Origin of the sequence: Pelagibacterium limicola (assembly GCF_015694405.1) — a bacterium.
In the GTDB taxonomy this organism is placed as follows: domain Bacteria; phylum Pseudomonadota; class Alphaproteobacteria; order Rhizobiales; family Devosiaceae; genus Pelagibacterium; species Pelagibacterium limicola.
The window spans coordinates 290586-309908 of record NZ_JADQDB010000005.1; the positions used below are offsets into that span (position 1 = coordinate 290586).

The following is a 19323-nucleotide window of genomic DNA, read 5'->3' on the forward strand; positions in this document are numbered from 1 at the left end:
TGGCGGGAGTCTACAGGCGCATTTTCGCTATGGCAACAAACGCTTAAGCGTCCCCATAACCCTCCAGGCGAGGCTTTGGGGATGATCGGCGGCATATCGAGCGGCGGAAAGCGATGCGATTTCGCTGAGCGCGGGATAGGGAGCGAGAAGACCAGCAAGATCGTGGAGCGTCAGCCTTTGTGCGATGACAAGCCCAAAGAGGCCGGCCAATTCGCCCGCGCCGTCTCCACAAAACCCTGCCCCCACAAGCCTGCCTCTCCGGGTGGTAAGGAGCTTTGCGTGCCCCTCGCGCCGGGCGTGGACACGGGCCTTGTCGAGACCGGCCAGCGGAAAGCGGGTGACGGAGAAATTGAGCCCATGGCGCGCCCGCGCCTGGGCTTCGGTCAGCCCCACGGCCGCGATTTCGGGGTCGGTGGCAATCAACCGAGGCAGGACGGGGGGCAGAAACAGCCCCAAACGGGGGCCGAGCGCATGGGTCGCAGCCCAGGCGCCCATAAAGCGCGCAGCATGGACCGAGCGCGTGCCCGCGGCGTCCCCCACGCAATAGATACGGTGATTGGAGGTGCGGGAAACCATGTCGAGCGCCACCCCGCCCCGGCCCCTTTTCACCCGCGCTTTGCCCAGGTCGAGGGTGTCGAGATTGGCGCTACGGCCGGTCGCGACGAGCAGGTAGGAGCCTGAAATCGTTCGTTCGTCGGCTCCGGTCCTGAGCGTGACAACAACGTTATTTTCATCGCCCTCGACGGCAACGACGCCCGTGTTGGCAAAGATCGCGACACCCTCGCGTTCGAGACCGTCGAGAACCGGCACGGCAAGTTCGACATCCTCATCCCCCAGAGGGGCGAGCATATCGACGAGCGTCACCTCGCAGCCGAGCCGCCGGTGCGCCTGTGCGAGCGTGGTTCCCGTCGCGCCGCCGCCAATGACGATGAGGTGTGCCGGCCGGCGGGTGATCTCGAATATGGTTTCCGGCGTGTGGAAGGGCACGCCCTCGAGCCCGGGTATTTCGGGAATATGGGGACGGGAACCGGTGGCGAGGATGAACCGCCGGGCCTTTATGCGCCTTTCGCCGGCCGCGATTGTCGAGGGCGACGTAAATGCGGCCGGATGGCGAATGACCTCGGCCCCCTTGGCGGCCAGCCGCTCGGCCGATACGTTGGGCCGCGCGTCCTCGACGACAGATTTGATATGGGCATTGAGCCGAGCAAAGTTGACCCTCGGATCTTCAGCTCCAATACCCAGGTCGGCCGCGGTACGGATATCATGGGCCCGGCGCGCCGAGGCGGCGAGCGCATGGGCCGGCAAGGCGCCCCAGTTGAGGGCAACCCCGCCCATCTCGACCGCCTCGACAATGGCGGTAGACGCCCCGAGTTCGAGCGCCCTTTCGGCGGCGGCCAGCCCGGCCGGACCGGCGCCGATCACGCACAGATCGACCCTTTCGTTCCTCGTTGCCACGCTATTCCGAAGGCCCCTCGACCGGTTGTCCCCTATGTTCGCCTCGCTTGTAACGCGGCTTGGAGATGCTGACCAGACCGCCCAGGGCATGCCGGCGCAAATTCGGTCGCTGGCTCGATTGACTTGAGGGAGGCTTTTTTCTATAAGCCGCGCAACCTTTGCCATTGGCTCTGGGCGGGACCGCCCTTGCCCCATTGGCAGACATTAACGTCACAAAGACACCTAGACAAAGAGGATCGCGCCGGCGCGCGCGGTATGGATCAATGAAGCGTACTTTCCAGCCGAGCAATCTCGTGCGCAAGCGCCGCCATGGTTTCCGGGCCCGTATGGCCACCAAGAATGGCCGCAAGGTTCTGGCCCGCCGCCGCGCGGTCGGCCGCAAGCGGCTTTCGGCGTAAGCGTCCGGCTTTGCGCCGGAGGGCCTGGCTTGTCGCTGAGGCGCCTTACGAAACGGGCACAGTTTGTAAAAGCCGCGCGGGGCACGAGGGTAGCCCGGCGCGGTTTTGTGTTGCAGGCAGCAACGGTCGAGCAAGCAATCCCGGGGGTCGGATATACGGTCACCAAGAAGACCGGTAACGCCCCGGAGCGCAACAGGATCAAGCGCCGACTGCGCGCGGCTGTCGCAAAGGTGAGCGGCAAGCTTGTCGCAGGTCACGATTATGTCTTGATCGGACGGCGTGAGGCCTTAAATGAACCCTTCAATGTGCTCGTGGCCGAACTTTCGGGCTCCATCGAACGCATTCACGAGAGACAACGGCCCAAGGGCGAGCGGGTATTGAAATAGAGCCATGAACGACCAACGCAACATGATCCTGGCCATCGTCCTGAGCATGGTTGTGCTCTTTGGCTGGCAATATTTCATCGCGGGCCCGCAGCTCGAGCAGGCGCAACGCCAGGCCGAACTTGCCGCCGAGCAACAGGCGGCACAGCAGGCGCCGGACAGCCTCGACATCGCCGCTCCTGCAGGAGAGCCGGGCGCTGTAGCGCCCGCCGGAACGGCAGCGCCGACGTCCGATATCACGACCTTTGCGACGCGTGACGCCGCGCTCGCCGCCAGCCCGCGCATCGCCATCCAGACACCGTCGGTTTCGGGCTCCATCAATCTTGTGGGCGCGCGGATCGACGATCTCCATCTCGTGAACTACCGCGAAACCATCGAGCCCGACAGCCCGACCATCACCCTGCTTTCGCCAGCCGGGTCGCCTGAACCCTATTTCCTCGAGCATGGTTGGGTCGCGCCTTCGGGCAGCACCGTTGCGCTGCCCAACGGGCAGACGGAGTGGGCGCTCGAGAGCGGGGAAACTCTTACCGCCAATTCGCCGGTAACGCTGGTATGGGACAATGGCGAAGGCCTCGTGTTCCGCCGCACAATCACTGTCGACGACCATTATCTCTTCACGGTCACCCAGAGCGTGACCAATACCGGAGCCAGCGAAGTGGCGCTTTATCCCTATTCGCGCATCATGCGGCTCTATACACCGTGGACGCAGAATTTCTTCATTCTCCATGAAGGCCCGATCGGTGTCCTGGGCGCCGCCAACCTCGTCGAGATGAGCTATGGCGACCTGCAGGGCGATCGCCAGCGTGATTATGTCTCGACCGGCGGCTGGCTGGGCTTTACCGACAAATATTGGGCCACGGCGATCATTCCCGATCAGACAGAGACGGTCAACGCGCGGTTCTTCCATTCGACCCGCAACGGCAATCTTGACGATTATCGCGCCAATTTCGTGTCCCAGACGGCCGTCGTCGCGCCGGCCGGCGGATCGGCGGAACATACGAGCCTTGCCTTTGCCGGGGCCAAGGTCGAGGCGATCATCGATTCTTACGAGCGCGCCTATACAATCGACCGGTTCGAGCTTCTGATCGACTGGGGCTGGTTCCACTTCATCACCAAGCCCATGTTCATCGTTATCCGGTTCCTGCACCAGATCCTGGGCAATTTCGGTCTCGCCATCCTTGCGGTGACGGTGATCATCAAGGCGATCTTCTTCCCTCTGGCCAACAAGAGCTATGCCTCCATGGCCAACATGCGGCGCGTGCAGCCGCAGATGAAGGAGATCCAGGAAAAGCACAAGGATGACCGCGCCGCCCAGCAGCAGGCGATGATGGAGCTTTACAAGACCGAGAAGATCAATCCGCTCTCGGGCTGCTGGCCGATCCTGATCCAGATTCCGGTGTTCTTTGCGCTCTACAAGGTCCTGTTCGTTACCATCGAAATGCGGCACGCGCCGTTCTTTGGCTGGATTCAGGACCTTGCGGCGCAGGACCCCACGACGATCTTCAACCTCTTCGGGCTCCTGCCCTACGACCCCACGATCGTGCCGATCATCGGGCCGTTCCTGCAGGTGGGCGTCTGGCCGCTCATCATGGGTGTCACCATGTGGGTGCAGATGAAATTGAACCCGCCCCCGACCGATCCGACGCAGCAGATGATTTTCGGGCTGATGCCGATCATCTTCACCTTCATGCTGGCGACCTTCCCGGCCGGTCTGGTGATCTACTGGGCGTGGAACAACTTCCTTTCGATCGTCCAGCAATGGTTCATCATGAAGCGCCACGGCGTCGAGGTGGACCTTCTGGGCAACATAAAGAACAGTTTCAAGCGCAAGCCCAAGGCTGCGGAATAGAAAAGACGAAAAGAAGGGCCGGGAGACCGGCCTTTCTGCTATTGGTGGCCCATGTCCGAGATTCCAGAAACCGTTCGCCTGCTCTTTGCCCGCCCCTGGGTTTTTCTCAAGGGGTGCGTGCGTGTTTCCGATCTGCCTGCCGATGACGTGGTGGAAGTTGCCTTCGCGGGTCGCTCCAATGTGGGCAAGTCCTCGCTCATCAACGCGCTTGTCGGCCAGCGGGCGCTCGCGCGCACGTCCAATACGCCGGGTCGCACGCAGGAGCTCAATCTCTTTGCGCCCGAACAGGGCGGGATGCGGATTGTCGACATGCCGGGTTACGGCTTTGCCAAGGCGCCCAAGCCGGCGGTCGAGAAGTGGAACAAGCTCATCCACCAGTTCCTGCGCGGCCGCCCCAATCTGCGCCGGGTCTACGTTCTCGTCGATGCGCGGCACGGACCCAAGGCCAATGACGCAACGGTCATGAACGAGCTCGACAAGGCCGCCGTCAGCTACCAGATCGTCTTGACCAAGGCCGACAAGCTGACCGGGAAGGCCCTTGAGGGCATCATCGAGGCTTGCGTCAAATCAGTTGCCAAGCGCCCTGCCGCGCATCCCGAGATCATCGTCACCTCAAGCGAAAAAGCAGAGGGGATCGACCGGCTGCGAGCGGAAATCGCGGCGTTCCTTCCCAACTAGTCGGGCTGGCCCGCAATAAAATCGAGCACGGTCTGCCTGAACAACTCGGGCTGGTCGAGATTGGCGCAGTGCCCGGCTCCGTCCATGCGCACGATGGTCACATTGGGCAGCGCGTCGAGCGCAGCAAGCGCAGGATCGAGCTTCCGATTGACAGCCCGGTCCCGGGCCCCGCGAATGATGAGCAGCGGCTTTTTGCAGGCGAGCACATTGGCGCTGAGGTCGTATCGCGACACCACGCCGCCGACCGCCTTGCCAACTTCGGGATCGAACGTGCGGATCAGCGCCGCCACGACCTCGCGGCCCTCCCTTGCCGGCGTGGTCACGTGCGCGGTCAATCGGGAAACAACCGTCTTTCCAGCCAGCCGATAGCTCAGTGGAATGAGCGCGCTCGTGAAACCTGGGAGGTTGAGCGCCGGCGCGGTGCCGAATGTGGTCAGCGTATTAAAGCAGGTCGCGTGATCCTTGAGCAGATGCAGCGCCAGGATTCCGCCCAGGGAATTGCCGACATAATCGATCGGCCCTGCACCGGCATCCTCGAAGATTTCGAGGAGGTCTTGCGCCATCCGCGCGATCGAATAGTCCTTGGATGCGGGTTTGCCCGAGCGCCCATGCCCGCGCAGATCCGGCACGATGACGCGGAACCCCTTGCCGGCAAAATGCCGCGCGTCGGCATCAAACTGGTCGGCGCCCGCCGCCAACCCGTGAACCAGCGCGAGGGTACGGCCGCCCGGCTCGCCATAATCGAACCAGACGAGTTCAACCCCGTCGCTCGAGGATGTCACGCGTTCGAAGCGGAGTTCAGATTTCATGCGCTCCCGATCAGTATGCCTGCCGCAAAGACCAGCGAGCCACCCAGCACCACTTGCAGGACGGCACGCCAGAAGGGCGTGTCCATGAATCGCTTCTGGATATAGGCGATAGCCCATAGCTCGATAAAGACCACGATGGTCGCAATCGTTGTCGCTGTCCAGAAGTCGGCGATGAGATAGGGCAGGGCGTGGCCGAGCCCGCCAATTGTCGTCATGATGCCCGAGGCAAAGCCGCGCTTTACGGGCGAGCCGCGCCCGGTCAGCCTGCCATCGTCGCTTGCCGCCTCGGTAAAGCCCATCGAAATCCCCGCACCGACCGATGCGGCAAGCCCCACGAGAAACGTCGTCCAGGTGTCGCCGGTGGCAAAAGCAGCGGCAAAGATCGGGGCGAGAGTCGAGACCGAACCGTCCATCAGGCCCGCAAGGCCGGGCTGGACATAGGTGAGGAGAAACTTTTTGTGGGCCGATTGCTGCTCGGTCTCGCGCGCTTGCGGGTCGAGATGGGCGGTCTCGAGCGCTTCAGCGGCGCGCTCATGCCCGCGCTCTTCGCGCTCGAGGTCACCGAGCAGCTTGCGGATCGCGGAGTCTGCGGTGCGCTTGATGGCCTCGGCGTAAAATCGGGCTGCGCCCTGTTCCATGTCGCGCGCCTGCGCGCGAACGATCTCGATGTCGAGCTCGGACATCAGCCAAACGGGCTTGCGGGTGAAAAAGCCGCGCACGTGCTCGCGCCGTATCGGCACAATATGTGCGCCGAACTTTTCGGTATAGAGATCGATCAGCTTGCGCCGGTGCTCATCCTCTTCTGCCGCCATGCCCTCGAAGATCGCCGCCGAGGCAGGGTAGTCGGACCGCAGCCGGTCGGCATAGGCTGCATAAATGCGCCCGTCCTCTTCTTCGGATGAGATGGCGAGGGCCAGGATCTCGCGTTCGGACAGGGAGGAAAAGTCGCGCTTGGAGGAGAGAACGCGGGCGAGCATGACGAAACTCCGTGAAGTTTAGAACTATTCTAAACTAGAACCGGCCATCTCGTCTATCAGCCAGGCCCGGAATTTTCGCGTGCGGGACGGCAATTGCCGCCCCTTTGCCGTTGCGAACCAATAGCCATTGGCCGGCTCGACGCTTTGCGCAAAGGGCCGCACCAGCTGCCCATGCTTGAGCGCATAATCGGCCATGATGCCGACCGCCAGCAGCACGCCCTCCCCAGCCGTCGCCGCATCGAAGGACAGGGCGGGGTCGGCATAGACCGGGCCGTTGAGCGGCAATCCCGCCACGCCGGCGGCTTCGAGCCAATCGGCCCAGGACAACATCGTCATCATGTCGCAAATGACCGGCACCCGGGCGAGGTCGCCGGGGGCCTTGAGCTTTTCCGCCAGCGCAGGTGCGCAGACCGGGAACACCCGCGCCCGCGCCAGCTTGACCGCGTCAACGTCTGGCCAGTCACCGCGTCCGAAACGGATGCCGCAATCGATATCGGGACGCGAGAGATCGACAAGCTTGTCGGTCGGCAGGAGCCGCACCTCGATATCGGGATGGGCGGCATAGAACCTTGAAAGCCGCCACACCAGCCAGCGCGACGCGGAAACGTTGCCGAGCGTCACGTTGAGCACCTGTCCTTCATCGGCCACCAGCCGCGCGCTGGCCGAGGCCAGCATCTCAAAGCCGGAACGCAATTGAGGCAGCAGCTCTGTCAAGGCGGGCGTCGGAATCAGTCCCCGCGGGGTTCGCTCGAACAACAAGAGGCCGGCCCGTTCTTCGGCGCGACGGATGTGCTGGCTTACCGCCCCCGGCGTCACGCCCAGCACCTCTGCCGCCGCCGAGAGACCGCCCAGCCGCGCCACCGTTTGGATGGCCCGCAAAGCATTGAGGGGAATGGCCAGTTCGTCGCGCATATAGTTTTTCTAAAGCAAGCTTGAGAGCTTGTCGATTGAGATGACCGATAAACGAGCGGAAAATGCTTCAACGTTCAAGTTGGAGACGAGAAAATGTTTAAGCTTATCCGGAAACTTCTTACCTCGCCGATCTATTTTGCGCCCCGGACCGAATGCTCGAACGCCCTGCCCGATTACCTCACCTTGCGCGAATGGGCCGACCTTCCGGCCTGGCATCCCCCGAGGCCTGAAAATCGGCGTGAAACGCGGCGTTAAGTGGCGATAAACCATCTTCCCCAGCATGGGGCTTGCTGGTAAACGCTAGCCCCATGACAAAGCCGAAAACGCCGCTCACCCACATCCGCAACTTCTCGATCGTCGCGCATATCGACCACGGGAAATCGACGCTTGCCGACCGTCTGATCCAGATGACCGGCGGGCTCGATGCGCGCGAGATGAAAGAGCAGGTGCTCGATTCGATGGACATCGAGCGCGAGCGCGGCATCACCATCAAGGCGCAGACGGTGCGGCTCGAATATGAGCATACCGATGGCCAGCATTACGTGCTCAATCTCATCGATACGCCGGGCCACGTGGACTTCGCCTACGAGGTCAACCGCTCGCTGGCAGCCTGCGAAGGCTCGCTTCTGGTGGTCGATGCGGCGCAGGGCGTCGAAGCCCAGACGCTGGCCAATGTCTATCACGCCATCGAGGTCAATCACGAGATTGTCCCGGTCCTCAACAAGATCGACCTACCTGCCGCCGAGCCCGAGCGCGTCAAGCAGCAGATCGAGGACGTCATCGGAATCGATGCCTCCGACGCCGTCGAGATTTCGGCCAAGACGGGGCTGGGAATCGAAAAGGTTCTCGCCGCCATCGTCGAGCGGCTGCCCGCGCCCAAAGGCAACGAGGACGCGCCATTGAAGGCGCTGCTGGTCGACAGCTGGTATGATCTCTACCTCGGCGTCGTCGTGCTCATTCGCGTCATCGATGGGCGGATACGGAAGGGCCAGAAGATCCGCATGATGGCGACCGGAGCGGCCTATGAGCTCGACCGCGTGGGTGTCTTCACCCCCAAGCTGGTCGATGTGGGCGAACTCGGTCCTGGCGAGATCGGCTTTTTTACAGCCTCGATCAAGGAGGTTGCAGATACCAATGTCGGCGACACCATCACCGACGACCGCAAGCCCACCGATACCCCGCTCGAGGGCTTCCGGCCCGCCCAGCCCGTCGTCTTCTGCGGGCTCTTTCCGGTCGATGCTTCCGATTTCGAGGATCTGCGCGCCGCCATGGGCAAGCTCAGGCTCAACGATGCGAGCTTTTCATTCGAGATGGAAACCTCGGCCGCACTCGGGTTCGGCTTCCGATGCGGGTTCCTGGGGCTCCTGCACCTCGAGATCATTCAGGAACGCCTCGCACGCGAATTCGATCTCGATCTCATCACCACTGCCCCTTCGGTGGTCTATCAGATCCAGATGACCGACGGCACCGAGATCGAGCTGCACAATCCGGCCGACATGCCCGACGTCGTCAAGATCGCCGAGATTCGCGAGCCATGGATCAAGGCAACCATCCTCACGCCCGACGACTATCTCGGGGCGATCCTCAAACTTTGTCAGGACCGGCGCGGCATCCAGACCAATCTCTCTTATGTCGGCAACCGGGCGATGATCGAATACGACCTGCCGCTCAACGAGGTGGTGTTCGATTTCTACGACCGGCTGAAATCGATCTCCAAGGGCTATGCGAGCTTTGACTACCAGCTTTCCGATTATCGCGAAGGCGATCTGGTCAAGATGAGCATTCTCGTCAATGCCGAGCCGGTCGATGCGCTCTCGATGCTCGTCCACCGCTCGGCCGCCGAATATCGCGGGCGGCAGATGTGCGAAAAGCTCAAGGAGCTGATCCCGCCCCACCTCTTCGTCATCCCCATCCAGGCCGCCATCGGGGGCCGCATCATCGCCCGCGAGACCGTGCGGGCGCTGCGCAAGGACGTGACCGCCAAATGCTATGGCGGCGACGCCACGCGCAAACGGAAACTGCTCGAAAAGCAGAAAGAGGGGAAAAAGAAGATGCGCCAGTTCGGCAAGGTCGAAATCCCGCAGGAAGCCTTCATCAAGGCCCTCAAGATGGGCGACCAGTAACGGCACGAAAATGCCGGAAAAAAGTCCGGTGGCGAATTGTCGGCTTCGATGCTTGCGCGCCGTCCTGCGTTCGGGTCCAATCCCGGGCCGCCATCGGAGCATCAACCATGAAATATATCGGTATCGTCAGAACCACCAATCCCGAAGCGCTTGGTGAGCCGCCTGCGGCGCTTTTCGAGGCCATCGACAAGCAGAGCGCGGAGGCCGGCGCCAAGCTTTTAGCCGGCGGTCCCATGTTCAAGACCGGCATCGGCCGCGTGCGCGGGGGCAAGCTCACCTTGGACGGCCCCTATACCGAGACCAAGGAAGTCATTGCGGGCTATGCGATGTACGAGCTCGACAGCGACGAGGAAATGATCGCCTTCACGCGTGATTTTCTCGAGATTCACCGCCAGCACTGGCCCGAATGGGAAGGCGAGGTTGAAGTGATCGAACTTGGCGACGGGCTCGGCTGACCCTTTCTAGGGTGCCCGCCAACCCGCTTTCCCGCCAGCCGGCCACGACAGCCATTGTGAAATCGTGCTAGTTTCTTCCCCGGGCCAGGGGAGCTTGGATGAAACGGCTGGCGGTTTTCTGCGACGGCACATGGAACAGGATGAGCGCCGAGTACCCGTCCAACGTGGTGCTTGCGGCGCAATCCGTCCTGCCGCGCGACGAAACGGGGATCGAGCAACTCACCTTCTACGATGAAGGCGTAGGTACTTCGCCGGCGCTGGGACGGATGGAGGCGTGGCTCGCAGGCGCTTTCGGGCTCGGGCTTCTGGCCAAGATCGCGGCGGCCTACAGGTTCCTCATTTTCAACTATGAGCCCGGCGACGAGATCTACATCTTCGGATTTTCGCGCGGGGCCTATACCGCCCGCTCGCTGGCCGGGATGATCCGCAAATGCGGCATCGTTCCGCGCGCCAACGGCCGCGCGATCCGCGACGTCTTCGATTTCTACAAACGCTACGATGTGCATCCCGACGACGATACGGCACGCGCCTTCCGCGCGGTCAACTCTCCGGGGCTGGTGACCAAACCTTCGGACAGGCCCTGGTATGTCAGGCATGGCATGCCCGAAGCGGAGGCCGCGGCGCTGAACCTGATTGCGCTAAGTTATGTCGGGGTCTGGGATACGGTTGGCGCGCTTGGCATTCCGGCGCATCTGCCGATCGTTTCGGCTTTCACGCGCAAGAAGTACCAGTTCCACGACCATGACCTTTCCAGCCTCGTCAGATCAGCGCGGCATGCGGTGGCGGTGGATGAAAACCGGCGCAGCTTCGAGCCTTCGCTGTGGACCAACCTCGCAAGGCTCAACGGCAAGCCGCCGAGCGGAAAGTACCGGCAGATGTATTTCCCCGGCGATCACGGTTCGGTGGGCGGCGGTGGGGACATTGTGGGGCTGTCGGACAACGCGCTTCTCTGGGTGCTGGAAGGTGCCGAGCATCAGGGCCTCGCCTTCGACATGGAGGCACTGGCCCGCCACCGCGCGCGGGTCGACCCCCTCGTGCCACTGCGCAACATGACCGCGCCCGAGGGGCCGATGGGCTCGCTTTATCGCCGCGCGCCGCGCAAGCCTCCGATGCCCGATTGCGAGGTTTCCCCTTCGGCGATCTACCGCATGAACTACGCTGCGCCCGGATGGACGCCCTACCGTCCCGCGACCTTGCGACCTTTCTGGCCAAAGCCTTGAAAAGAGTTCATCAAATGCGCGAACCGCTATAGGCTCCGCATCCGTTCCCGATCCGAGACGACGCATAACGCCACCATGCCCAGCCGCCTTTTCCATCCATTCCGCATTCTGGCCGTCCTCATCGTTCTGGGCCTCGGGGCGCTTGTCGCCGGTCCGGCAATAGGACAGACCGCCCAAGCCCAGACCGAGACCGACGCAGCGCTCGCTCGGCTCATCGAGGTTCTGCGCGACGACGAAGCGCGCCAGCGCCTGATCGCCGAGCTCGAACGCGCGGCCGACACCGCCGAGGCAGGGAATGGTGCTGCCCCGCAAAGCGTGATCGAATTGCGGTCGGTCGGAGGGCAGATCGCCGATTTCACGCAATGGGCCGCGGAAAGCACGGGGCGGTCGCTCAGCGAGCTCGGCAGGCAGATCCTTGCCGCGCCCACGATCTTTTCGGCGCTTTCAGTCCAGGATCTGCGGCTGGTCGGCACGCTCGCCGTCGACCTCCTGGCGCTTGTCGTCATAACCTATGGCGGCTATTATGGCTTGCGTTACCTGACCGGAAATTTCCGCCGCCGAATCAAGGGAACGGTTGGCGAGGACAGCGTTCTGGGAAAGCTGATCGTTCTTGCCATCACGCTCGTGCTCGATCTGGGGGCGGCGGTCCTGCCCTGGGCGCTCGGCTATATCGTTGCGCTTTCCGTGCTCGGCGATCCGGGCGATATCAGCTTTGCCCACTCGCTCTATCTCAACGCCTTCGTCCTCATCGAGGTGGCGCTGGCCTTCCTGCGATTCCTGGTTTCGCCCTATCGCGCCCAAGCCAGGCTTATCCGGCTCGAGGATGCTCACGCACTTGCCGTCATCCGCTGGGGGCGGCTGCTGACGAGTGTTTTCGTTTTTAGCCAGATGCTGATCCTGCCGCTCTTTTCGCGCATGATCTCGACGGGCGCGGGGCGCGCCATCGGGGTAATCGGGCTCCTGATGGTGCTGGGCTTCGCCGTCGCCGCCGTTCTCAAGGCCAATCGCCCCGTGTCGCGTCGGCTGGCACGGCGAGCGGGGGTAGGGCGCAACCGCAATACGCTGCGCTTTATCGCGCGCTACTGGCACATGCCGGTGCTCGCCTATCTCGCCGGGCTCGGCGTACTCGCCATCACGCGACCACTGGGCGATTTCTATTCGATTCTGGTCGCCAACGGGCAGATCGCCATCGCCGTCGTCATCGGTATCGTGGTTTCCAACCTGCTGGGCAAAATGATCGGGCGGGGCATCGTCCTTCCACCCGAGCTTTCCCGGCGCGTGCCCCTGCTCGAAAGACGGCTCAACACCTTCGTGCCACGGGCGCTGTCGGCCCTGCGCTTCGCGATCTTTGCCGCGGTCGTCGTCTTCTGCCTCCATACGCTCGGGGTCATCGACTTTTTTGCCCTGCTCGAAAGCCAGGTCGGCGGGCGCATGGCCAATGCCATCGTCACGATTGCGCTGATTCTCATCGTTACCTTCGTCGCCTGGCTGGTCCTCAATTCCTGGGTCGATTATCGCATCAACCCCGAACTGGCGGTCATCGTCTCGGCGCGCGAACGCACCCTGCTCGTCCTGTTGCGGAACGCGCTCACCATCACGCTGCTCGTCGTCTCGCTGATGATCGTGCTGTCGGAACTGGGGCTCAACATTGCGCCGCTGCTCGCCTCGGCCGGTGTGATCGGCCTTGCCATCGGCTTTGGCGCGCAAAAGCTCGTGCAGGACATCATCACGGGGATTTTCATCCAGCTCGAGGGCGCGATCGATGTCGGCGACGTCGTTTCGATCGGCGGCATTTCGGGGGTAGTCGAAAGGCTGACCATCCGCTCGGCGGCATTGCGCGATGTCGAAGGCTCATATCACATCATCCCGTTTTCCTCGGTGGATACGGTGACGAACTTCATGCGCGGGTTCTCCTTTGCCCTCATCGACATGGGCGTCGCCTACCGCGAGAACACCGAGGAAGCCAAGGCTGCCATGTTCGACGCCTTTGCAGAACTGCGCGCCAATCCGGATTTCAAATCGCAGATCATTGCCGAGTTCGAATGGATGGGCGTCAACGCCTTCGGGCCGAGCGAGGTGGTCCTGCGTGCGCGCATCAAGACGCTTCCCGGCAAGCAGTGGGGAATCAGACGCGCCTACAGCGCTATCGTCAAACGCATATTCGACGAGCGGAACATCGAAATCCCCTTTCCGCACCAGACGGTCTATTTCGGCACCGACAAGCGCGGCAAGGCCCCGCCGATCCACTTGGCACGCGAGGACAATGGGGAGCCCGAACCCAGAAAGAGGCCGCGCAAATCGACCCCGTCCGAGGCCAAGCCCGCCCGCCGCAGGCGGCGAAAACCGGATGTCGACCTCCCCGATGTCGATGCCGGCCCCGAGCGCTAGTTCGCATTGACGCGGCGCATCGGGCCCGGTATTGAGCGGCTTTGAAGGGTCTCTCAATGCCGCTCTCCCACCCTTTCGACGCCGTCATCTTCGATATGGACGGCACCTTGCTCGATACCGAAGCCGTTTTCCGCGCCATCGTCTTCGATGTTTGCGGCGAGCTCGGTTTCGAAATGACCGATCCGATTCACAACTCGCTCGTCGGGAGCTCGCACGAATCCACCGCGCGCCTGCTGGTCGCCGCCTATGGCGAAGATTTTCCCTATCCCCGGTTCGACGAGATGTGTCGCGTCCATATGCACCGGCGCATGAAGGACGCGCCGATTCCCTTAAAGCCCGGCGCCGCCGAGCTGATCGCGGCGCTCAAGACGCACGGCGTGCCGATGGCCGTTGCGACCTCCTCGCGGCGGGCCCATGCCGAAGCCCATCTCGATGCGGTCGGGATCTACCTGTCCTTCGATACCATCGTGACCCGCGACGATGTGCAAAATCCCAAACCGCATCCCGAGCCCTACCTGACGGCGGCGGAGCGGCTGAGGGCCCTGCCCAGGCATTGCGTGGCCTTCGAGGACTCCCATGCGGGCGTCAGGGCCGCCCATGCGGCGGGCATGCGCACCATCATGGTGCCCGACCTCGTCCACCCGACCGAGGATATCGCCGCCCTTTGTCACCTGGTCATCGAGACCCTCGAACATGCGCACGCCTCCTTTGCGTCCACCCCGCGTTCTGCAACTCGTTTGCAATCTCATTTGCAAGTAAAAACAAAGGGATAGACAGGGAAACGCCACTCGCATAAGGGTTTGCGACACCCGTTTTGTTGCGAGACCCGCCGATGTTCAACACCTCACCGGTCCACCTGGCCATCGGCTCGATCGTTGTCGGCATTGCAGTGCTTGCGCTCAAGTTCTGGGCGGCGCAGATCACCGGGTCGGTGGCGCTGCTCTCGGATGCGCTCGAAAGCGTGGTGAACGTGGTTGCCGCCTTCGCGGCCCTGATTGCGGTGCGTCTCGCCGCCCGGCCGGCCGATGCAACGGCCCCCTATGGCTACCACAAGGCCGAATATTTCTCGGCAGTCCTCGAAGGCATTTTCATTCTCATCGCCGCCCTTCTGATCTTCCACCAGTCGTGGCAGGCGATCGCCGATCCCCAGCCGGTCGATCTTTCAGGCGAGGGTATCGCCATCGTCCTTGCCGCGACGGCGATCAACGGCGCGTGGTGTGCTGTATTGATCCGGATGGGACGCAAGCTGCGCTCGCCGGCCATTGAAGCTGACGGACGGCACCTTTGGACGGACGTTCTTTCGTCGGTCGGCGTCATCGTCGGGCTCGGGATCGCTATCGTGAGCGGATGGCAGATTCTCGACGCGATCATCGCCGTTCTGGTCGGGACCAACATCCTGTGGTCAGGATCGACGCTTGTCGCCCGTTCGGTCGGCGGGCTGATGGACGTGGCGGTCCCCCCCGAGGAACTCGAAACCATCCGCCAGACCATAAAGAAAAGCGCCGAAGGTGCGCTCGAAGCCCACGATGTCAGGACCCGGCGCGCCGGGCCGGTGACCTTCATCGATTTCCACCTCGTCGTCCCGCGCGAGATGAGCGTCGAGACGGCGCACGGGATTTGCGACCGGATCGAAGCCGCGCTCAAGACGGCCACCGAAGGCGCCCATGTCACGATCCATGTCGAACCCGACCACAAGGCCAAGCATTCGGGGATCGTGGTTCTATGACGCTGCGGTTGCCGCAACCTGGGCACGGAGCCGTTCACGCAGGAAGAAATAAAAGACGCTGATGGCAAAGCAATAGGCGGCAAGCGCGAAGCCTTGCCCGGGCAGCGAAAAGCCAAGATCGATAAAACCGCCCACAATCCCCGGGCCAATGGCTGAAGCCAGAACCGTACCCGCCGTCACCATCGCGCGGACCGCGCCCAGATGAACCGTGCCGAAAAGTTCGGCCCACAGCGCGCTGATCGTCGTGCCGACCATGCCGTTGGACAGGCCGAGAAGAAAGAAGAACACCGGGATGGTCCAGACCGGCGTCAGGAGCGCAATCACGAGGCAGCACGTGCCCAGCGGCAGAAGAAAAATCGGCATGAGCCGGTAGGCGGCGAAACGGTCGATCAACCAGCCCGTTCCCAGCGAGGCGATGATGGAACTTGCGGCCATGACCGGAAAGAACCCGGCAAAGATCAGGAGATCCCAGCCTTTTTCGCCAATCAGGTGCATCTGGTGGAAAAAGATGGCCGTACTTATGGCCGGGCTGGTCGCCACCCCCATCATGACGATCCAGAACAGGGGAAGGGCCAGCACACGCCGGCGCGTATAATGGCCACCCGTCAGGCGCTCGGCCCCGCTGTCGGGATTGACGAGGCCGGCCGCCCTGGCCTTTTTGCCGTCGGGCGGATTGGCAAAGCACCACAGGATCGCCGGCGCGAGCACCAGGGCAAGCGCGCCGGCCGTCACGAACCACACCGTGCGCCAGCCCAATCCCGCGATCCCAAGCGCCACGGCAAAGGGCAATACCGCCTCGCCGGTCGAAAATCCCAATTGAGCCAGGGCCAGCGCGCGGCCACGGAAACGGTTGAACCAGCGGCCCAATGCGGTGATCGCGTTCAGTGTCAAAAGGCCCTGCCCGAAGAAGCGCAAACCGAACAGTGCCAGCCCCAGCATCCAGATTTCGCCTGCCAGTCCCATCAGAAGGCTGACAAGCGCAAGGCTCAACGTCGCCCCGCTGCCCACAATGGCCGCCGGTATCTTGTCGGCCATGCGTCCGGCCGCAACAAGGCACATGGCGGAACCGAGCGTTGCCAGCGTATAGAGCAATCCGAACTGGCCGTCGCTCAGGCCGAACTCGGACCGGATATGCGCGCCGAACAGCGCGATGAAAAAGGTCTGCCCCGCCAGCGAGGACAGCATTGAGACATAGCCGCCAGCGATCCACCGGATCTGACGGGGCTGAAGTTCGGAGAGGGGCGGAGCGGGGGCGAGAAGAGACATGGTGTGCCTCGCTCCCTACGCCAACGGCCCCCGGCCAGCAAGGCAAATTAGGTTAAATGCCCGCATTCCGGCTAACAAAACCGACACGCCCGCCCCTTAAGCAAGACCCGCCAGAACCGGTGGCCCGATCGTGTTAACCATTGATTAAGCTTAATATCGCGTTAATACTAAGGTCTGGTTAAAAGGCGAACCAACAAAGCAGGCCGTGCCGATCAAGGCGCGGTGCGCAAGACAAGGGCTTGGGACAGACGATGGCGCGGGGTGGCAACGCCATAAGAGTGGTTTTTGCGCGGCTGAGGGCAGCCGCCCTCGCGATGCCGTTTCTTGCCTTTGCCGCGACTGCACCTCTCGCCCAGGACACTCTGACGCCCGAACTCGTCGCCCATTACGTCGCCTCTCCTCAGTTCCAGTTGACCGAAGAGCGCAAGGCCTTCGCGTCCAAGGAAATCTATTGCTTGGGGCAAGCCGTTTATCACGAGGCACGCGGCGAGCCGGAAGCGGGGCAATGGGCCGTCGCATCGGTGATCCTCAACCGGGTCGATTCGCGGCAATATCCCAGCAGCGTCTGCGGCGTGGTGTTCCAGAACGCCCACCTCATCAATCGCTGCCAGTTCTCGTTTGCCTGCGACGGGCGGCCCGACGATGGGGGCCATGGCAATACGCTCGACCGGGAATCCTGGGTCAAGTCCCACCTCATCGCCCGGATCGCCTATAACAAGCACCTGCGCGGCGTCCGCCACGAAGACGGGCTGACCACCGCGATGCACTTCCACACCACAACGGTCCAGCCCAATTGGGCCTCCGCCTATGTCGCGGTGGCGACCATCGGGGCGCATATCTTTTATTAGGCGACAAGAAAAAAGCCCCGGACGTGTCCGGGGCTCTGGGTTTGCGAGATAGGCTTTTCTATTCCGCCGCGACGGCAAGACGCGGGCCGGCTTCCGCGATCTGGGCGTCCGCTGCGGCGAACTTCTCGAAATTGGTTTCGAACAGCCCGACGAGCCTTGCCGACTGACGGTCGTAGGCGCCCTTGTCGGCCCAGGTCTCGCGCGGGTCGAGGAGCCGGCTTTCGACGCCCGGCACCTCGACCGGCACCTTAAAGCCGAAAACGGGATCAATCCGTGAGGGCACGTTGACGAGCGCGCCCGACAGCGCCGCGTTGAGCAGGGCGCGCGTGTCCCTGATCGAAATGCGCTTGCCAACGCCATAGGGGCCGCCTGTCCAGCCGGTGTTGAGGAGCCAGCACTCGGCGAGGCTTTCCCTGATGCGCTTTTTCAGCATCCGGCCATAGACGGTGGGGTGGAGGCTCATGAACGGCGCGCCGAAGCAGGCCGAGAAGGTCGCCTCGGGCTCGGTCACGCCGCGCTCGGTCCCCGCAACCTTGGCAGTATAGCCCGAAAGGAAGTGATAGATCGCCTGTTCGGGGCTCAGCCGCGCGATCGGGGGCAAGACCCCAAATGCATCCGCGGTCAAAAGCACGATGTTGGTCGGCGTCTGGCCCGTCCCCGTGCGCGAAACGTTATCGAGCACATAAAGCGGGTAGGCGGCGCGGGTATTTTCAGTGCGCGAGCCATCGTTGAAATCGAGCTCGCGGCTTTGCGCGTCCATTGCGACGTTTTCGAGCACCGTCCCGAAGGCCTTGGTCGCCCCGAAGATTTCGGGCTCGTTCTTTTCCGAGAGATTGATCGTCTTGGCGTAGCACCCACCCTCGAGGTTGAAGACGCCGTCCTCGGACCAGCCGTGCTCGTCGTCCCCGATCAGCACGCGTTCGGGATCGGTCGAAAGCGTCGTCTTGCCCGTTCCTGAAAGCCCGAAAAAGAGCGCTGTGTCGCCGCCCTTGCCGGTATTGGCCGAGCAGTGCATGGGCAGCACCCCTTGCGAGGGGGCGTGGAAATTGAAGAGCGAGAAGACCGATTTCTTGATTTCGCCCGCATAGGCCGTGCCGCCGATGAGGACGATGTTGCGCGACAGATCGAGCGCGATGACGGTCCCGCTGCGCGTTCCGTGCTTTTCCAGGTCGGCCTTGAATGCGGGGTTGTGAATGATGGTGACGTCGGGCGCGAACCCCTCGAGCGCCGCGCGGGCCGGGCGGATCAGGAGGTTACGGATGAAGAGCGCATGCCAGGCCGAAGGCGTCAGTACGCTCACGTTGAGCTGATGCTTGAGATCGGCACCGGCGTAAAGCTCTTGGCAGAAGAGCTCGGCGCCTTCGAGGCCGGCGGTGAAATCAGCCAGAAGCGCATCGAAGTTCTCGCGGCTCATCGCGGCGGTGTTGTCCCACCAGACCAGCTTTTCAGTCAATTCGTCGCGAACGATGAACTTGTCCTTGGGCGAGCGGCCGGTGAACTGGCCGGTATCGGTGACAAAGGCGCCATCGACGCTCAAGGAGCCTTCCTTGCGCGCAATCGCAGCCTCGACTAGGGCAGGCGCGGCGTCGTTGAAATGGACCGTCCCCGCTTTGCGGGCGAGGTCGGTAGCAAGGCTCTGGCACGTCACTTTTGTCATCGAAAAACTCTGGGCACGTGTTGGTCGGCAAAGCCGTCCCGGCTCCGCCAATGTGGTGCGCAGATTACCCGGCCAGGGCGCCAAAGGACCATCTGGCAATGGGTCGTAAGACGTTTGTCTAGCCAGCGAGGGCGGGAGCCCTCCACACGGTCGAAAGGGAACCAATTGGCCTTGCCTTA

18 protein-coding genes are annotated in these 19323 nt (G+C 62.7%); 12 read left to right on the top strand and 6 right to left on the bottom strand.

Going from position 1 to position 19323, the window contains the following annotated elements; translation table 11 throughout:
• Positions 1 to 27 precede the first annotated feature (27 nt).
• The gene (locus tag I2G20_RS12210) at positions 28 to 1455 is read right to left on the bottom strand and encodes an FAD-dependent oxidoreductase (RefSeq protein WP_196259991.1); all 1428 of its coding nucleotides are present in this window, start codon (positions 1453 to 1455) and stop codon (positions 28 to 30) included.
• Positions 1456 to 1718: 263 nt separating this feature from the next.
• Here I2G20_RS12210 and rpmH point away from each other — a divergent pair, with 263 nt between their 5' ends.
• From rpmH to yihA, 4 genes are read left to right on the top strand one after another with little or no spacing between them, the layout of a single operon-like run.
• Complete coding sequence (rpmH, locus tag I2G20_RS12215; RefSeq protein ID WP_196259992.1) at positions 1719 to 1853, top strand: 50S ribosomal protein L34; 135 nt, start codon at positions 1719 to 1721, stop codon at positions 1851 to 1853.
• A 29-nt stretch (positions 1854 to 1882) separates the two neighbouring features.
• Entirely contained in the window at positions 1883 to 2239 is a 357-nt protein-coding gene (gene rnpA / locus I2G20_RS12220; RefSeq protein WP_246473048.1) for a ribonuclease P protein component, read from the top strand.
• Positions 2240 to 2243: 4 nt separating this feature from the next.
• Complete coding sequence (gene yidC / locus I2G20_RS12225; protein ID WP_196259993.1) at positions 2244 to 4085, top strand: membrane protein insertase YidC; 1842 nt, start codon at positions 2244 to 2246, stop codon at positions 4083 to 4085.
• 60 nt (positions 4086 to 4145) lie between these two features.
• Positions 4146 to 4763, top strand: coding sequence for a ribosome biogenesis GTP-binding protein YihA/YsxC (gene yihA, locus I2G20_RS12230; protein ID WP_196260103.1), 618 nt, complete (start codon positions 4146 to 4148; stop codon positions 4761 to 4763).
• On the opposite strand, the gene I2G20_RS12235 is transcribed toward yihA, so the two are convergent.
• From I2G20_RS12235 to I2G20_RS12245, 3 genes are read right to left on the bottom strand one after another with little or no spacing between them, the layout of a single operon-like run.
• Positions 4760 to 5572, bottom strand: coding sequence for an alpha/beta fold hydrolase (locus I2G20_RS12235; protein ID WP_196259994.1), 813 nt, complete (start codon positions 5570 to 5572; stop codon positions 4760 to 4762). The two genes, yihA and I2G20_RS12235, sit on opposite strands and share 4 nt — an antisense overlap.
• On the bottom strand, positions 5569 to 6549 hold the full coding sequence (gene mbfA, locus I2G20_RS12240; RefSeq protein WP_196259995.1) for an iron exporter MbfA: 981 nt from the start codon (positions 6547 to 6549) through the stop codon (positions 5569 to 5571). The genes I2G20_RS12235 and mbfA overlap by 4 nt, the downstream gene beginning before the upstream one ends.
• Positions 6550 to 6573: 24 nt before the next feature.
• On the bottom strand, positions 6574 to 7461 hold the full coding sequence (locus I2G20_RS12245) for a LysR substrate-binding domain-containing protein (protein ID WP_196259996.1): 888 nt from the start codon (positions 7459 to 7461) through the stop codon (positions 6574 to 6576).
• A gap of 93 nt (positions 7462 to 7554) precedes the next feature.
• On the opposite strand from I2G20_RS12245, the gene I2G20_RS12250 reads away from it, so the two are divergent.
• From I2G20_RS12250 to I2G20_RS12280, 7 genes are all read left to right on the top strand, one after another.
• Positions 7555 to 7716, top strand: coding sequence for a hypothetical protein (locus I2G20_RS12250; protein WP_196259997.1), 162 nt, complete (start codon positions 7555 to 7557; stop codon positions 7714 to 7716).
• 53 nt (positions 7717 to 7769) lie between these two features.
• Complete coding sequence (gene lepA / locus I2G20_RS12255) at positions 7770 to 9584, top strand: translation elongation factor 4 (protein ID WP_196259998.1); 1815 nt, start codon at positions 7770 to 7772, stop codon at positions 9582 to 9584.
• Positions 9585 to 9691: 107 nt separating this feature from the next.
• Positions 9692 to 10039 carry a YciI family protein gene (locus I2G20_RS12260; RefSeq protein ID WP_196259999.1) on the top strand — a complete coding sequence of 116 codons (348 nt, stop codon included), beginning with the start codon at positions 9692 to 9694 and terminating at the stop codon, positions 10037 to 10039.
• A 98-nt stretch (positions 10040 to 10137) separates the two neighbouring features.
• Complete coding sequence (locus tag I2G20_RS12265) at positions 10138 to 11259, top strand: DUF2235 domain-containing protein (protein ID WP_196260000.1); 1122 nt, start codon at positions 10138 to 10140, stop codon at positions 11257 to 11259.
• A gap of 75 nt (positions 11260 to 11334) precedes the next feature.
• On the top strand, positions 11335 to 13647 hold the full coding sequence (locus I2G20_RS12270) for a mechanosensitive ion channel domain-containing protein (protein WP_196260001.1): 2313 nt from the start codon (positions 11335 to 11337) through the stop codon (positions 13645 to 13647).
• A 56-nt stretch (positions 13648 to 13703) separates the two neighbouring features.
• Positions 13704 to 14420, top strand: a complete 717-nt coding sequence (locus I2G20_RS12275; RefSeq protein ID WP_196260002.1) for an HAD family hydrolase — start codon at positions 13704 to 13706, stop codon at positions 14418 to 14420.
• Between the two features lie 59 nt (positions 14421 to 14479).
• Complete coding sequence (locus tag I2G20_RS12280) at positions 14480 to 15373, top strand: cation diffusion facilitator family transporter (RefSeq protein WP_196260003.1); 894 nt, start codon at positions 14480 to 14482, stop codon at positions 15371 to 15373.
• Here the strand turns inward: I2G20_RS12280 and I2G20_RS12285 are convergent.
• Positions 15368 to 16639 carry an MFS transporter gene (locus I2G20_RS12285; RefSeq protein ID WP_196260004.1) on the bottom strand — a complete coding sequence of 424 codons (1272 nt, stop codon included), beginning with the start codon at positions 16637 to 16639 and terminating at the stop codon, positions 15368 to 15370. The genes I2G20_RS12280 and I2G20_RS12285 overlap by 6 nt on opposite strands.
• A 251-nt stretch (positions 16640 to 16890) precedes the next feature.
• On the opposite strand from I2G20_RS12285, the gene I2G20_RS12290 reads away from it, so the two are divergent.
• Complete coding sequence (locus tag I2G20_RS12290) at positions 16891 to 17487, top strand: cell wall hydrolase (protein ID WP_196260005.1); 597 nt, start codon at positions 16891 to 16893, stop codon at positions 17485 to 17487.
• Between the two features lie 58 nt (positions 17488 to 17545).
• On the opposite strand, the gene I2G20_RS12295 is transcribed toward I2G20_RS12290, so the two are convergent.
• Complete coding sequence (locus tag I2G20_RS12295) at positions 17546 to 19144, bottom strand: phosphoenolpyruvate carboxykinase (protein WP_196260006.1); 1599 nt, start codon at positions 19142 to 19144, stop codon at positions 17546 to 17548.
• Between the last annotated feature and the right edge of the window lie 179 nt (positions 19145 to 19323).

What these genes read in the sequence shown, in the direction of transcription:
- rpmH (WP_196259992.1), top strand. Translation starts at nt 1,719, where the DNA reads ATGAAGCGTACTTTCCAGCCGAGCAATCTCGTGCGCAAGCGCCGCCAT.
- yidC (WP_196259993.1), top strand. Translation starts at nt 2,244, where the DNA reads ATGAACGACCAACGCAACATGATCCTGGCCATCGTCCTGAGCATGGTT.
- I2G20_RS12235 (WP_196259994.1), bottom strand. Translation starts at nt 5,572, where the DNA reads ATGAAATCTGAACTCCGCTTCGAACGCGTGACATCCTCGAGCGACGGG.
- mbfA (WP_196259995.1), bottom strand. Translation starts at nt 6,549, where the DNA reads ATGCTCGCCCGCGTTCTCTCCTCCAAGCGCGACTTTTCCTCCCTGTCC.
- I2G20_RS12245 (WP_196259996.1), bottom strand. Translation starts at nt 7,461, where the DNA reads ATGCGCGACGAACTGGCCATTCCCCTCAATGCTTTGCGGGCCATCCAA.
- I2G20_RS12250 (WP_196259997.1), top strand. Translation starts at nt 7,555, where the DNA reads ATGTTTAAGCTTATCCGGAAACTTCTTACCTCGCCGATCTATTTTGCG.
- lepA (WP_196259998.1), top strand. Translation starts at nt 7,770, where the DNA reads ATGACAAAGCCGAAAACGCCGCTCACCCACATCCGCAACTTCTCGATC.
- I2G20_RS12260 (WP_196259999.1), top strand. Translation starts at nt 9,692, where the DNA reads ATGAAATATATCGGTATCGTCAGAACCACCAATCCCGAAGCGCTTGGT.
- I2G20_RS12265 (WP_196260000.1), top strand. Translation starts at nt 10,138, where the DNA reads ATGAAACGGCTGGCGGTTTTCTGCGACGGCACATGGAACAGGATGAGC.
- I2G20_RS12270 (WP_196260001.1), top strand. Translation starts at nt 11,335, where the DNA reads ATGCCCAGCCGCCTTTTCCATCCATTCCGCATTCTGGCCGTCCTCATC.
- I2G20_RS12275 (WP_196260002.1), top strand. Translation starts at nt 13,704, where the DNA reads ATGCCGCTCTCCCACCCTTTCGACGCCGTCATCTTCGATATGGACGGC.
- I2G20_RS12280 (WP_196260003.1), top strand. Translation starts at nt 14,480, where the DNA reads ATGTTCAACACCTCACCGGTCCACCTGGCCATCGGCTCGATCGTTGTC.
- I2G20_RS12285 (WP_196260004.1), bottom strand. Translation starts at nt 16,639, where the DNA reads ATGTCTCTTCTCGCCCCCGCTCCGCCCCTCTCCGAACTTCAGCCCCGT.
- I2G20_RS12290 (WP_196260005.1), top strand. Translation starts at nt 16,891, where the DNA reads ATGGCGCGGGGTGGCAACGCCATAAGAGTGGTTTTTGCGCGGCTGAGG.
- I2G20_RS12295 (WP_196260006.1), bottom strand. Translation starts at nt 19,144, where the DNA reads ATGACAAAAGTGACGTGCCAGAGCCTTGCTACCGACCTCGCCCGCAAA.